The following is a 13,372-nucleotide window of genomic DNA, read 5'->3' as shown; positions in this document are numbered from 1 at the left end:
AGGCTTCTTATAGCCACTCGGCGGGCGGCTGCGGCGGCCGCCCGACGGCCCGCCGCGGCGAGCGAAGTGACTCACTCCGGAACTTTACGGCAGCTACGTCACGAACCACCCGAGAATGCGGCGGCGGCTACGTCACGAACCACCCGGAACGCCCCGGCGCCTACGTCACGAACCACCCGGAACGCCCCGGCGGCTACGTCGTGAACCGCTCGGGGACGCGGTGGCGGAGCCCGTCGGGGACGCGCGCGGACAGCCACGCGGCGACGGCGGGGAGGCGCTTGCGGACGGCGACGTAGCCCGCGGAGACGGCGAGCGCGGCGGCGACCAGCCGCTGGACGCCGGGCCCGAACGCGAGCGACGCCGGGACGCCGACGACCGCGGCGACCGCGAGGTCCTCGGGCGCGCCGTCGTAGCGGACGAGCCGGCGCGGGCGGATCCAGCGCCGGTGGAAGTGGCTGTAGACCGCGCGCTCGCTGGTGGCCCGCCAGGGCTCGAGTTCGAGGCCGCCGCCGAGCGCGTCGCTGGCGGCGTGCAGCGCGGCCGCGACGAGGAAGACGGCGACGCCGACGGTCCACGCGGTCGGCGCGGCGGCGGCGGCGGCGGCCGCCGGCGCCGCCAGCGTGGAGAAGTACACGGGGAAGTGGAGCGTGCGGCGGTGGCCGGCGTAGAGGTCGAGGTCGGGGAAGACGCCGCCGGCGAGCCCGGCGGCGGCCGCGACGAGGCCGAACTCGGGCGCGACGAGGGAGACGACCGCGGCGACCGCCAGTCCGACGAGCGCGTGCGTCGTGGCCATCATGGATGTCGCGGCTACGCCGCGGACCGGCTTGAAGGTGTCGCCTGTGAGGGGTCAGAATGCCGGGGCCAGGGCATCGGTGACAGAGTGGCCGTCCGCGGCGGCGCGTCGCTCGATGGCGGCGTGGGCATCCGCGCCGACACCTCCGTCGATGGCGGCGTGGCCATCCGCGGAGGTACGTCCCACGATGGCGGTACCGCCGTCGGCGGCGGTACGCGTATAGTCGTGGGCGCCTTACGCACGACCATGACCACGGAGCGCGTGACCCTCTCGTACCCGGCGGACGTCAGCGCCTGGGGCGCCGACCAGCTCACCACCGACCACATGCGGGCGTACCTGCGGAAGACGAAGGGGCCCGCCCGCGAGGGCGACACGTGGGACGTGTTCCTCGACGTCGGCTGCTGCGGCGACAGCCCGGACGTGCCCCTCGTCGTGGAGGCCGTCGAGGGCGAGGGCGAACTGGACGCGGACACCGCCATCGAGTTCGTCGAGCGGGAGGCCTGCGGCGTGCAGTCCGGCTGGGAGGTCCAGAGCGAGGCCGGCCCGGAGCCCGCCGAGCAGTGAGGCGGCGACGCCGGCCGTCGTCGCGGCGGCCGGCTCAGTCCTCGATCCGGTAGCACAGCTGTTCTCTCGGGGCGCCGCAGTCCGGGCACTGCTCCGGGAGGCCGGCCTCGAGGTCCCGGAGCGCGCCGCAGTCCCCGCAGCGCCACATCGTCGCCGCTCTCGCTTCCGCGTCCGACGCCTCGCCGATGGGGAGTTCTGTCTCGTTCTTGTTGCCGTCGACGAGCGGCTCCTGTGGGTCTCGTTCGGGTGCCATCCCGGTGGACCTACGACCCGTGCCACGTTAAACCATGGCACTCGGGAGCGGGCGGCGCGGACGGCCAGACCGCCGCAGTGACCGCAGGACGGCGCTACGGCAGGTAGCGGACGCTCACGAAGTCCTCGCCCGACCGGATCTCGACGCGCTCGACGCCGATGCGGGCGGCGCGCGCGACCGTCTGGTCGTCGGTGCGGACCGCCTCGACGGCGTCGGCGACGCCGCCCTCGGGCACGCGGAGGACGTGGACCTCGCCGACGCCCGCTCGCTCGGTCGTCTCCAGGTCGCCGACCGCGAGCCCGTCGGCCAGCTCGGCGGCCTGCCGGGTCGGCGACTCGTCGGTTGCGGTGACCGGAATCCGCTTGCGCTCGGCGACCTCAACGACGCTGTAGGTCACGTTCATCGGCGGGTCCGGGGCGACGGTCGCCTCCAGCACGTCGCCCGCCTCGACGCCGGGGTTCTCCGAGAGCGTGTGCACCTGGGCGTCCCGCACGTCCGAGAGCACCGCGGAGCCGTCGTCAGCGCTCGTGACGAGGAACGTCGCGGTCTTCTCGTCGGTCATCACACACCCTAGCTCGGCTCGCGGTTTCCGTGTTACGACCCGCGCCGGCGCCGCGGCGTCACGCCGCGTAGCGGCGGTGGACCGCGTACACGAGCAGCGCGCCCGCCAGCGGCACGAGCGGCGACGCCGGCGCCGGAATCGCGTACAGCACCTCCACGACGGGCGCGAACAGCCCGGACGGGTCGGGCCGCGCGACCGTCTCGCCGTCCGTCGCGAACTCGGGCGGCATCGACGCCACGACGCCGAGGTAGACCGACGCGACGAAGAGGTAGCCGGCCGCCGCGAGCGCGCCGTCGTAGCGGTCGGCGACCCGGCGCCCGCGGCGGTGGCGGCGCGCGACGAACAGCACGGGCGCGACCAGCGGCAGGAACACGAACAGCCCGACGACGACGTAGAACGTCCGCGAGAGTGTCAGCGACCCGCCGCGCGTGCCGGCCGTGTTCCCGACGAGGACCAGGAGCGCGCCGCCCATCAGGAACGCGAACAGCGCGCCCAGCAGCGCGCTCACCACCACGTAGCTCCGGAACAGCAGCGAGTCCGACTGCCGGAACGCGTACGGGAACGCCGAGAGCAGCCCGGAGTAGCTGTCGAACCGACCCATTGCCCGGGAGTCCGCGCTACCACAGCAAAAGCACGGCGACTCGCCGCGCGCGCGGGCCGCGTCGGCGCGCCCGAAGCACCGCGACTTAAGCCGCCGGCCGCCGCGGGTACCCGTATGCAGGTAGACGTGGGCAACGCCCTCGACAGCGAGGCGACGCCTGGCGTGCCGCGGGACGCGCTCGAACGGCTGGACGACCGCGTGCGCGACGCGCACGACCGCGTCGCCGCCGGGATGGCGGACGGCGAGTTCGGGTACGCGGCGCTGAACCTCCCCGAGCGCGCGGACGCCGACGCCGTCCGCGCCGCGGTCGAGCCGTTCGCGGACGCCGAGGTCCTCCTGAACGTCGGCATCGGCGGGAGCGCGCTCGGCGCCGCGACGCTCGTGGACGCGCTCGGCGGCGACCTCGAGTGTCACTTCCTGGACAACGTCGACCCCGAGCACGTCGACGCTCTCCTCGACCGGGTCGACCTCGCGAACGCCGCGGTGCACGTCGTCTCGCGGTCCGGCACCACCGCGGAGACGCTCGCGAACTTCCTCGTCGTCCGGGACGCGATGCGTGAGGCGGGCGTCGACTGGACCGAGCGGACGTTCGTCACGACGGGGCCCGAGGGGAACCTCCGCGAGCTCGCCGACGAGCACGGCCTGCCGGCCGTGGACGCCCCGGAGGGCGTTCCCGGCCGGTTCTCCGCGCTGTCGACCGTGGGGCTGCCCGCCGCGGCGCTCGCCGGCCACGACATCGAGGCGCTGCTCGCGGGCGGCCGCGACGGGATGGACGCGCTCGCGGGCTCGCTGTTCGACTGTCCGGCGTACGCGTTCGGCGCGACGGCGTACGCGCTCGACCAGCGCGGCGCGGGCGTCCACGCGATGATGCCGTACGCGGAGGGCCTGGAGACGTTCGCGGAGTGGTTCGCGCAGCTCTGGGCGGAGTCGCTGGGGAAGGACGGCCTCGGGCAGACGCCGGCGCGCGCGCTCGGCGCGACCGACCAGCACAGCCAGCTCCAGCTCTACCGCGCCGGCCCGCGCGACAAACAGGTGACGCTGCTGCGGGTCCGCGAGCGCGAGGACCGCGCCGTCCCGGAGACGGACCTCTCGGGCCTGGAGTACCTCTCGGGCGGCAGCCTCGGCGCGCTCCTCGACGCCGAGTTCGAGGCGACGGAGGCGAGCCTCGCCGAGTCCGGCGTGCCGAACGTCCGCGTGGAGGTCCCCGCCCTCGACGAGCGCTCGCTGGGCCGGCTGCTGTTCGACGTGGAGGCTGCCTGCGTGCTCGCCGGCGAGCTCTACGGCGTCGAGACGTTCACCCAGCCCGCCGTCGAGTGGGGGAAGGAGGCCGCGCGCGGCCTGCTGCGCGGCGAGCAGGCGCTCCCCGAGAAGACCGAGCTCGTCGTCGAGTAGCGCGGCCGGCGAGGGGCGTGCGCGGAGCGGCACGCCTTTGGTACCGCGGGCCGGAGACGGCGACGTGAACGACCGGTACGCGCAGACCGTCGGCTTCGTGCTCGCGGGCGTCGGCCTCGCGGCGTCGTTCCTCGCGTGGCCCGCCGAGGGCGCGCTCGCGTCGCGGGCCGCCGCCGCGTTCGCCGGCCTCGCGGTCGCGGCGTTCGCGGCGCGTCGCTACGGCGTGGACGTCGAGGAACTGGACTACGCGGCGGGCGTCGGCGGCGTCGGCCTGGTGGTCGCCGCGACCGCGGGCGTGCTCGCCGTCGGCGGGACGCTCCCCCCGGGCCCGCCGGTCGCGCTGTTCGCGGGCCTCGGCGCGGTCGGGCTCGCGGTGGCCGCGGTCACCGGTCTCGACGCGGCCGCGGTGCACGCCCGCGAGCGCCGGTTCCTCGTGGGGGTCGCCGTCTCCCTGTTCGCGCTCGTGTTCGGGTCGCTTGTCGCCACGGTCGCCACCGGGTTCGTGCCCGACGACCCGCTGGCCACCGTGCCCGTGAGCACCGTCGCCTCCAGCGCCGGGTTCGGGGTCGCCGGGCTGGCGTTCCTCGGGTGGTACGGCGGCGGCCTCGACGTGCGGTCGCCGACGCGGCGGGACCTCACCGTCGCGGCCGCCGGCACCGTCGCCATCCTCGCGTTGCACTACGTGATGGTCGGCGCCGTCCTCCACTTCGACCTGCCGCGGACCAGCCACGGGCTCGTCGAGACGGCGCGCGAGCACCCCGAGATCCTGCCGCCGCTGGTGGTGCTGTCGTACCTCGCCATCGGGCCGGCGGAGGAATTGCTCGCGCGCAACGGCGTCCAGAAGTACCTCTACGGAGCGTTCTCGCGGCGCGGCGCGGTCGTGGTGGGCTGTCTGGTGTTCGCCGGCGTCCACCTGCTTGCGTACGCCGGCACCGGCGCGACCCCGGGCGCGGTGCTGGTGACGCTCGCGCGGCTGTTCGTCGTGTCGCTGGTGCTGGGGGTCACCTACGAGCGCACCGACGACCTGTTCGCGCCGGTGGTCGTCCACGGCACCTACGACGCGGTGCAGTTCGCGCTGGCGTACGCCGCGTTCGCCTGACGTTCCGACGGCCGTCTGACGGCGGGCTGACTAAGTATTACGTGGGGCCCGCGAGAAGGAAAGTGTCGTGCCCCGGAAGTACTCGGTCGTCTGTGGGGACGCGCTCGCCGCGGAGATCGAGGAGCTGGCCAGGGACTACGGGCTCTCCGAGCAGGAGGTGCTGCGCCAGCTCATCGACCACGGCCTCGAGGCCGTCAGGGAGCGCGCTGAGACCACGGGGCGACTCGACTGAGCGAGCCAGGGCCGGCGGGGGGGCGACCCGACGGGGGAGCCCGCGGTCCGCGCTACCCCGGGTTCTTGCGCTCGAGAGCGCTCCCGCAGACCGGACACCGGTCGCGGTCCGCGTCGAACTCGCGGCCGCAGCCCTGGCACTGGAAGCGCCAGTCGCGGCGCTCCTCGATGCCGTCCTGGGCGATGGCCTCGACGCCGACGCCGAGCTCGTCCGCGACGTTCTGCACCGCGTAGTCGTCGGTGACGACGACGCCGTCGAGCTCCCGTGCCGCCGCCAGCAGCCCCACGTCCGTCGCCGAGAGCACGTCCAGGTCGCCGGTCGTGCGCGCGGCCTCCCGGACGGCCGCGAGCGCGCGCTCGCCCGGCGAGTGGACCTGCATCCCGCTGCCGGCCTGCGCGTCGAAGCGGAACGCCGCCGCGTCGGTCAGCTCCTCGCGGACCGCCGGCGTCGACGCCGTCGGGCCGTCCGGCCGGTAGTCGTGGATGAACGCGGACGCGTCGAGGACCCGCACTATCGCTGGACGACGATGTAGTCCTTGACGGCCTGCACGCGGTTGACGGGGACGCGGTAGTGGCCCTCCGCGTCCGTCGGGAAGTCGATGTTCACGGCGGCGTCCGGGTCCGGCTCCACGAGCAGGTCCTCGAGCTTCCCCGTCTTGAGGTCCATCGTGATGTTGTACAGCATCCCGAGCTCGGTGCCGTCCGACCCCATCACGGCCTTCCCGGAGAGGTTCTCGGCGAGGATGTCGGCCATACCCGACCCCACTGCCGGGATTCACATAAACCCCGCGGGGTCGTCGGACGCCCGCGTGACGCCGTCCCGCGCCCGTTCCGGCGGCCCCGGGGGAGCGGTCCGCGGTCGCCGCGTGACGATGGAATTAAACCCCGTGGCCCGTTCTGTTCGGGTAACAACCGTTCTCTCGGAGGATTCTACTATGTCCGACGCCGACACATCAGACGACGCCGGGGAGCTCCGGACGCCCATCGTGGCGGTCCTCGGGCACGTCGACCACGGGAAGACCAGCCTCCTCGACAAGATACGGGGCTCGGCCGTCATCGAGGGCGAGGCGGGCGCCATCACCCAGCACATCGGCGCGACCGCGGTGCCGCTGGACGTCGTCAGCGACGTCGCCGGCAGCCTCGTCGACCCCGCGGAGTTCGACCTGCCCGGGCTGCTGTTCATCGACACGCCCGGCCACCACTCGTTCTCGACGCTGCGGTCCCGCGGCGGCGCGCTCGCGGACATCGCCATCCTCGTCGTGGACGTCAACGACGGCTTCCAGCCCCAGACCGAGGAGGCGATCCGCATCCTCGCGGACACGGGGACGCCGTTCGTCGTCGCCGCGAACAAGATCGACACCATCCCCGGCTGGAACCCGACGCCGGACGCGCCCGTCCAGCAGACCTACGAGGCCCAGTCCGACCGCGTGCGCGGCCAGCTCGACGAGAAGCTCTACGAGCTCATCGGCGAGCTCTCGGACGCCGGGTTCTCCTCGGACCTCTACTGGCGCGTCCAGGACTTCCAGTCGAACATCGGCGTCATCCCGGTCTCCGCGGAGACCGGCGAGGGCGTCCCGGACCTCCTGACGGTCCTGATGGGGCTCGCGCAGCGCTACATGAAATCCGAGATGGAGGTCGACATCGACGGGCCGGGCGCCGGCACCGTCCTCGAGGTCAAAGACGAGCAGGGCTTCGGGACGACCCTGGACGTCATCCTCTACGACGGCACCGTCCGGCAGGGCGACACCATCGTGGTCGGCGGGACGAACGACCCCATCGTCACGGAGGTGCGCGCGCTCCTGAAGCCCCGCGAGCTCTCCGAGATCCGCACCGAGAAGCGCTTCGAGGACGTCCCCGCGATGCAGGCGGCGGCCGGCCTGAAGATCGCGGCGCCGGACCTCGACGACGCGATGGCGGGCGCGCCCGTCCGCGTCGTCGGCGACCGGAGCGTCGACGCCGTCGTCGACGAGGTGAAAGCCGAGCTCGCGGAGTTCGCCGTCGAGACCGCCGAGGAGGGCGTCGTGGCGAAGGCGGACACGCTCGGCAGCCTGGAGGCGCTCGCGAACGCCATGCAGGAGGCCGAGATCCCCGTGATGGCGGCGGAGGTCGGCGACGTCGCGCCCCGGGACGTCTCGATGGCGACCACCGCCGACGAGGACGTCCACCGCACCATCCTCGGGTTCAACGTCGACGTGCTCGAGGACGCCGAACGGAAGGCCGACGAGGAGGGCGTCCGCGTCTTCTCCAGCGACGTCATCTACCAGCTCGTCGAGGACTACGAGTCGTTCGTCGAACAGCGCGAGCGCGAACAGAAGGAGGCCATCTTCGAGAACATCGTCCGGCCCGCGCGCTTCCGCATCCTGAAAGACCACGTGTTCCGGCAGAGCGACCCCGCCGTGGTCGGCGTCGAGGTGGTCTCCGGCACCCTCAAGCGGAACACCCCGGTCGGCCACGTCGAGGGCAACGACCTGGAGCGCGTCGGCGTCGTGAAGGGCATCCAGGAGCAGGGCGAGGACGTCGACGAGGCCCGGGCGGGGAACCGCGTCAGCGTCTCCATCGACGGCCCGACCGTCGGCCGCGACGTCGAGGAGGGCGACGAGCTCTGGGTCGACCTCCCGGAGAAGCACGCGAAGGTCCTCGAACAGGAGCTCAGCGAGGAGATCCCCGCCGACGAGCGCGAGGCGCTCAAGCAGTACCTCGAGATCCAGCGGAAACGCGACCCCTTCTGGGGGAAGTAGAGAACGGCGCTACCGTAGCGAGCGGCGCTACCGGGCGGTCTGCGGGACGTCGTCGCCGAGCGCGGCCTTCACCTGGAGGGCGGCGCTGGCGGCGAGGCCGCGGGCGACCTCCTCGCGGTCGTCGTCCGGGATGAGGTCCTCGTCGCCGACGCCGTCGAACTCGGGCGTGAAGCCGGCGCTGACGGGGTTGCCGGCGGGCGGCCGGACGGCGACGGTGACCTGGACGCCCTCGGTCCCGGTCGTGATCTCGGAGCCGACGACGTACTCGTCGGGCAGGAACTCCCGCGTGCGCGCGGCGATCCGGGAGATGGAGTCCTGGAGCGCGCGCCGCTGGGTCCCCGTGAGCTCCGGTTCGGACGGCTCGGCGCCACTGTACGGCGTGTTCCCGTGCATTCGGTCCACGTACGTCCCCCCCACGTAAAGTCCTTTTAGTTTGCGGGTGGTTCGCACGCCCGGTCAGCTCGGCCACAGCCGCGTCACGCGGTCCGGCAGCGACGACCAGCAGCCGTAGCGGGCGACCGCGCGCACCGCCCCCACGTAGGCGACGCCAGCGAGCACGAGGCCGCCCGCGACGTCGGTCGCCCAGTGGATGCCGAGGTACATGGTCGCGACCGCGACGCTCACCGCCAGCGGCGCCGCCACCGCCAGCCACCCCGGGTACTCGCGGCGCGTCCGCCACGCGAACAGCGCAACCGTCGCCGCCAGCGACGCGTGCAGCGACGGGAACACGTTCGTGTTCAGGTTCACCTCGCCGGTGAGGTGCTGGGTCGTCGGGTGCGTCGTGTACAGCAGCGACTCGACGGCCTCCGGCACGACGTTCCGCGGTCCGTACGCGACGAACAGCACGTAGCAGACGAGGCCGAGCCCGTAGTTCAGGCCGTACGCCGCGAGCAGCTCGGCGAGGCGGTCGCTGCGGTCGAGCGCGAAGTACGCCACCAGCGGGAACACCAGCAGGAACACGTAGCCGTAGAGGTAGACGAACACGAAGTACTCGGTCAGCGCCGGCGTCGCCACCGACTGCACGTCCGCGACGAGCGTCCCCTCCAGCGAGTAGATGTACTCGGTGGCGTTCCACTCCAGGTACCACGACAGCTCCGGGCCGACGGTCAGCGCCAGGCGGCGCGCGCCCAGCACCGCCAGCAGCGGCAACACGTACGGCGCGACGGCGACGACGCGACGGCGGCCGTCCGCGACCGCGCGAGCGAGCCGCCGCGGCCCCACGGAGACGGCGACGCCGACCGCGAGCATCACCGAGACGTACGCCGCGAGCGCGAGTAGTGTCTCTGTCAGGACCATGGCTAGCGGAAGAGGTTGCCGTCGTCGTCGTACGTGTACCCGGCGTCCTCGAACAGCCGCCGACCGGCGTCGGCGTCGAGTTCGCCGTCCCGCCCCGGGAACGACCCGACCGTGTACTCGTCGGTCGCGACGTCGTCGGTGTCCCACGCCGGCACGACCGGGACGTCGGTCGGCGTCGCGTACCCCGCGAACGTCTCGCGGGCGACGGCCTCCCGGTCGTGGAGCCGCGCCAGGATCTGGCGGAAGTGGAAGTCCGACAGCGGCCCGCGCCGCACGTTGTACCCGACGACGTACAGGCCGCGCGAGGGCGCCGTCGCGGTGCCGACGTCGTCGGCGTCGTCGGCGTCCACGAACGCGGCGAGGGGGAACTCGTGGATCGACGTGTCGAGGCGGCCGTCCGCGAGCGCCGCGAGCGCGTCCTCGCCCGACGGCGCGTACCGCGCGTACACGCCCTCGCCGTCGAGGGCGGCCGCGTACCGCGCGGCGGGTTCGTCGGCGACGTCCGCGAGGAAGTGGTCGGCGAACGGTTCCAGGCGCACGGACTCGTCGACGGTCGCGCTCGCGAACGCCAGCGGGCCGCTGCCGACCGGCTTGCGGTTCTCCCAGACGAGCGCCTTCGTGACGCGGTCGTCGACGAGGTCGGTGCGCTCGCTCCACTCCGCCTCGGGAAGGATGGGGAGCGTGAGCACGCGCTCGGCGGTGTTCGGGTCGACGTCCGACGCGACGCGGAACCGGACGGTGGTGTCGTCGACGGCGTGCGCGGACGACACGAGCGTCGTGCGGCCGCGGAACCGCGTCGCCGGCAGCGGCGAGGACGCCTCCCCCATGGACGTGTCCGACAGGAACTCCAGGGTGAACACGACGTCGTCGGCGGTCACGGGCGTGCCGTCGTGGAACGTCTGGCCGGGGCGCAGGTCGGCGACGAGCGTGTCGCCGTCGAAGCGCCAGTCGCCGGCCGCCCAGGGGACGAACCCGTCGGCGTCCCGGGGGCGTCGCGCCAGCGAGTCGTACACCAGGCCCAGCAGCTGGTTCGTCCACCGGAACTCGCCCGCGATGGGGTTGCGGTTCTCGGTGAGTTCGCCGGAGAAGATGCCGCAGCGGAGCGGCCGGTCGAGGTCCACGGCGGCGAGCTGCCCGAGGACGTCGAGGGGCCGCTCGGTGACCGCCTCCGCCGGGACGGAAAGCGACCGGCGGCGGGCCGTGAGGAACTCGGGCGCGGCGACCACCGCGAACGGCACGCGTTCGACGTACGCCGCCAGGAACTCCGCCAGTGCGGCCGCCGTGTCCGAGGAGGAGCGCAGGGCCTCGAGGCTGTCGTCGATGGCGACGCTCGTCGAGCCGAACGGGTTCTGCCAGCCGGGCTCGGGCGCGAACTTCGAGTGCAGGAGGGGGTACAGCGCGTCCGGCCGCGCCAGGCCGGGGTGGCGCGCGACGAACACGTCGAAGTCGTGGTTGATGAGCGCGTCCAGGTAGAGCTGCGACTGGGCCTTCGGCTGGAACGAGGCGTCGACGCCGAGCGCGGACAGCCGGTCGGCGAGCCTGCGCCCGATGGTCGTGGCGGCGCGGTCGTCGTCCGCGGGCGGCGCGCTGACCGCCAGGGAGACGCGTTCGCCGGGCTGGTAGCGGTCGCGGTACCGGAAGCCGCTACAGCCGGCGACCGCGACGGAGGCGGCGGACGCGAGGAACGCGCGGCGCGAACGGATTGTACCAGTCATGGGCGGAGCGGGCGCGAGTGAGTGGGCGCGGTGTCGGCGGGCGTGCGACGGGCGCCGCCGCGGCCGGCCCACGCCGCGGCGTCGTGGACACTCGACCGTGCGCTCCGTCGCATCTGTCTCGGTCGCGTCTGTTTGGTCCCTACGCGTATATACCTGTTCGGAACACTACCGAGACGCTCCCGGGGAACGCGAGCGAACCGCCCCCGGAGTCGACGCGGGCGCGCAGCCACGGCGGCGGCTCGCCGGACGCGACGGCTCGCAGCGGCCCGCCCGCTGCGACGGCTCGCAACCGCTCGCCGGACGCGACGGCTCACAGCAACGACTCGCCGTCGCCGTACACCGCGACGACGACCGCGGCGGCGTACTCGCCCGCCGCGGCGTTCACGCTCGCCGTCCGGACCGTCGCGTCGCCGTACGTCCAGTTCCGGAGGGCCATCCCCGCGTCGAGGCCAGCGCGCACGCGCTCCTCGACGTCCGCCGCGGACGCCTCGTCGGCGACCTCGTAGAACAGGCCCGGGCCGTCGTCGCTGGTCGCCCACGCCAGCGACGCGCTCACGCGCCGCGGCCCGGCGGCGTTCGCGTGCGCCTCCACGACGGTCAGCCCGTGTCCAGCCGGTCCGAGGTCGGGCGCCGTCCCGACCGCCTCGACGTCGGCGTCCGCGGGGATCACCGACGACACCGCGACGAGGTTGTAGTTGTGGACGCCGGCGTCCGCCAGCGCCGCGTCGTAGGCCGCCAGCTCCGTCGGCCCCGACCCGGTTCCCCACACGACGCGAATTGTCATGCGTCCTCCTCGACGGCCGACACACAAGAGCGTTGACCTCCCACGTCGGAACTGCCGGGAGAACGGAGACCGCGCGGGACCCCGCCGACCGGACTACTGGATGTAGCTCGGGTAGCTCGCGCCGAGCTCGCCGTCCTCGCCCTCCGCGACGAGCTTCTCGTAGGCCGCGTCGAAGTCCTCGCGGCGGACCTCCTCGCGGTCGTCGCGGATGGCGAACATCCCCGCCTCCGTGGCGAGGCTCGCCAGCTGCGCGCCCGAGAAGCCGTCCGTGCGGCGCGCCAGCTCCGCGAACTCGACGTCGTCGGCGACGTTGATCTCGTCGGCGTGGATCTGGAGGATGCGCTCGCGGGCCTCGTGGTCGGGGTTCGGCACCTCGATGAGGCGGTCGAAGCGGCCCGGCCGCAGGATGGCGGAGTCCAGCATGTCGAAGCGGTTCGTCGCCGCGATGATGCGGACGTCGCCGCGCTCGTCGAAGCCGTCCATCTCCGAGAGCAGCTGCATCATCGTCCGCTGGACCTCCGCGTCCCCGCTGGTCTTCGAGTCCGTGCGCTTCGCGGCGACGGCGTCGATCTCGTCGATGAAGATGATGGCGGGCTCCTTCTGGTCGGCGAGCTCGAAGAGGTCGCGGACGAGCCGCGACCCCTCCCCGATGAACTTGCGGACGAGCTCGCTGCCGGCCATCTTGATGAACGTCGCGTCCGTCTGGTTCGCGACCGCCTTCGCCAGCATCGTCTTCCCGGTGCCGGGCGGCCCGTGCAGGAGCACGCCGCTGGGCGGCTCCACGCCCACTTTCTCGAACTTCTCGGGGTTGACGAGCGGGTCCTCGACCGCCTCGCGGACCTCGCGGAGCTGCTCGTCGAGGCCGCCGATGTCCTCGTAGCCGACCTGGGGGGACTCGTCGACCTCCATCGCCTGCGCGCGGGCGTCCGTCTCGTCGTCGAGCACGCGCTGGACGCTGAACGAGTCGTTGATGGCGACGCGGTCCCCCACGTCGAGCTCGTCGGCGAGCCGCGGCGACAGCTCCGTCAGCACCTCCTGGTTGTTGCCGTGCTGCTTGATGACGGCGCTGCCGTCCTCCGGGAGGTCCTCCACCGTGGCGAGGTACAGCGACGCCGTCTTCAGCGTCTCGTTCTCGCGCTGGAGGCGGTTGACTTCCTCGCGGAGTTCTTCGCGGCGCGACTCGACGTCGTCCAGTTGCTCCTGGAGCTGCTCGTGGACGTCCAGAATCTCGGAGTAGTGCTCCTGGAGCGCGTCGAGGTGTTCCTCGGGCGACGACTCGGGATCGACGTCGAGCGTCGGCCGGTCCGGCAGTGAGGGACTACGCGACATTCGTTGGGGCCGCTA

At 73.1% G+C, this 13,372-nt stretch carries 16 protein-coding genes; 5 read left to right on the top strand and 11 right to left on the bottom strand.

The features are described 5' to 3' along the window. Positions 1–193 precede the first annotated feature (193 nt). Positions 194–796 (bottom strand): metal-dependent hydrolase, encoded by a 603-nt coding sequence (locus tag U5911_RS06730; RefSeq protein WP_336036188.1) that lies wholly within the window; start codon positions 794–796, stop codon positions 194–196. A 243-nt stretch (positions 797–1,039) separates the two neighbouring features. On the opposite strand from U5911_RS06730, the gene U5911_RS06725 reads away from it, so the two are divergent. Then, the gene (locus U5911_RS06725; protein WP_336036187.1) at positions 1,040–1,357 is read left to right on the top strand and encodes a DUF7968 family protein; all 318 of its coding nucleotides are present in this window, start codon (positions 1,040–1,042) and stop codon (positions 1,355–1,357) included. Positions 1,358–1,391: 34 nt separating this feature from the next. On the opposite strand, the gene U5911_RS06720 is transcribed toward U5911_RS06725, so the two are convergent. The 3 genes from U5911_RS06720 to U5911_RS06710 form a co-directional block, all read right to left on the bottom strand. Then, on the bottom strand, positions 1,392–1,610 hold the full coding sequence (locus U5911_RS06720) for a DUF7130 family rubredoxin-like protein (protein ID WP_336036186.1): 219 nt from the start codon (positions 1,608–1,610) through the stop codon (positions 1,392–1,394). Between the two features lie 94 nt (positions 1,611–1,704). Beyond that, positions 1,705–2,172: a DUF5812 family protein gene (locus U5911_RS06715; RefSeq protein ID WP_336036185.1), complete on the bottom strand. Its 468-nt coding sequence runs from the start codon at positions 2,170–2,172 to the stop codon at positions 1,705–1,707. 58 nt (positions 2,173–2,230) lie between these two features. Continuing rightward, the gene (locus tag U5911_RS06710; RefSeq protein WP_336036184.1) at positions 2,231–2,773 is read right to left on the bottom strand and encodes a DUF8056 family protein; all 543 of its coding nucleotides are present in this window, start codon (positions 2,771–2,773) and stop codon (positions 2,231–2,233) included. Positions 2,774–2,887: 114 nt separating this feature from the next. Here U5911_RS06710 and U5911_RS06705 point away from each other — a divergent pair, with 114 nt between their 5' ends. The 3 genes from U5911_RS06705 (at position 2,888) to U5911_RS06695 (ending at position 5,496) form a co-directional block, all read left to right on the top strand. Continuing rightward, positions 2,888–4,165, top strand: coding sequence for a glucose-6-phosphate isomerase (locus U5911_RS06705; protein WP_336036183.1), 1,278 nt, complete (start codon positions 2,888–2,890; stop codon positions 4,163–4,165). Between the two features lie 64 nt (positions 4,166–4,229). Next, the gene (locus U5911_RS06700; RefSeq protein ID WP_336036182.1) at positions 4,230–5,264 is read left to right on the top strand and encodes a CPBP family intramembrane glutamic endopeptidase; all 1,035 of its coding nucleotides are present in this window, start codon (positions 4,230–4,232) and stop codon (positions 5,262–5,264) included. Positions 5,265–5,331: 67 nt separating this feature from the next. After that, positions 5,332–5,496: a ribbon-helix-helix protein, CopG family gene (locus U5911_RS06695; RefSeq protein ID WP_336036181.1), complete on the top strand. Its 165-nt coding sequence runs from the start codon at positions 5,332–5,334 to the stop codon at positions 5,494–5,496. 52 nt (positions 5,497–5,548) lie between these two features. On the opposite strand, the gene U5911_RS06690 is transcribed toward U5911_RS06695, so the two are convergent. Both U5911_RS06690 and U5911_RS06685 read right to left on the bottom strand, forming a co-directional pair. Beyond that, complete coding sequence (locus U5911_RS06690; RefSeq protein ID WP_336036180.1) at positions 5,549–6,007, bottom strand: NOB1 family endonuclease; 459 nt, start codon at positions 6,005–6,007, stop codon at positions 5,549–5,551. After that, on the bottom strand, positions 6,007–6,249 hold the full coding sequence (locus U5911_RS06685) for a PRC-barrel domain-containing protein (protein ID WP_336036179.1): 243 nt from the start codon (positions 6,247–6,249) through the stop codon (positions 6,007–6,009). Before U5911_RS06685 ends, U5911_RS06690 begins: the two co-directional genes overlap by 1 nt. Before the next feature lie 181 nt (positions 6,250–6,430). Between U5911_RS06685 and infB the strand changes: the two genes are divergently transcribed. Beyond that, positions 6,431–8,233, top strand: a complete 1,803-nt coding sequence (infB, locus tag U5911_RS06680; protein WP_336036178.1) for a translation initiation factor IF-2 — start codon at positions 6,431–6,433, stop codon at positions 8,231–8,233. A gap of 27 nt (positions 8,234–8,260) precedes the next feature. Here infB and U5911_RS06675 read toward each other — a convergent pair whose 3' ends face one another. The 5 genes from U5911_RS06675 to pan2 all read right to left on the bottom strand — a co-directional run bounded on the left by U5911_RS06675 (position 8,261) and on the right by pan2 (position 13,357). Continuing rightward, entirely contained in the window at positions 8,261–8,626 is a 366-nt protein-coding gene (locus U5911_RS06675; protein WP_336036177.1) for a DUF5811 family protein, read from the bottom strand. Positions 8,627–8,689: 63 nt separating this feature from the next. Beyond that, a complete protein-coding gene (locus tag U5911_RS06670) occupies positions 8,690–9,529 on the bottom strand; it encodes a phosphatase PAP2 family protein (protein ID WP_336036176.1) in 840 nt (279 codons plus the stop codon). A 2-nt stretch (positions 9,530–9,531) separates the two neighbouring features. After that, the gene (locus tag U5911_RS06665; RefSeq protein ID WP_336036175.1) at positions 9,532–11,244 is read right to left on the bottom strand and encodes an ABC transporter substrate-binding protein; all 1,713 of its coding nucleotides are present in this window, start codon (positions 11,242–11,244) and stop codon (positions 9,532–9,534) included. A 310-nt stretch (positions 11,245–11,554) separates the two neighbouring features. Then, positions 11,555–12,028 carry a pyruvoyl-dependent arginine decarboxylase gene (locus tag U5911_RS06660; protein ID WP_336036174.1) on the bottom strand — a complete coding sequence of 158 codons (474 nt, stop codon included), beginning with the start codon at positions 12,026–12,028 and terminating at the stop codon, positions 11,555–11,557. A gap of 93 nt (positions 12,029–12,121) precedes the next feature. Further along, positions 12,122–13,357 (bottom strand): proteasome-activating nucleotidase Pan2, encoded by a 1,236-nt coding sequence (gene pan2 / locus U5911_RS06655; protein WP_336036173.1) that lies wholly within the window; start codon positions 13,355–13,357, stop codon positions 12,122–12,124. Between the last annotated feature and the right edge of the window lie 15 nt (positions 13,358–13,372).

Source organism: Halobacterium yunchengense (genome assembly GCF_037031165.1).
Taxonomy (GTDB): Archaea; Halobacteriota; Halobacteria; order Halobacteriales; family Halobacteriaceae; genus Halobacterium; species Halobacterium yunchengense.
The sequence above is the reverse complement of the archived record's forward strand: the minus strand, read 5'-3'. Positions and strand labels throughout refer to the sequence as shown.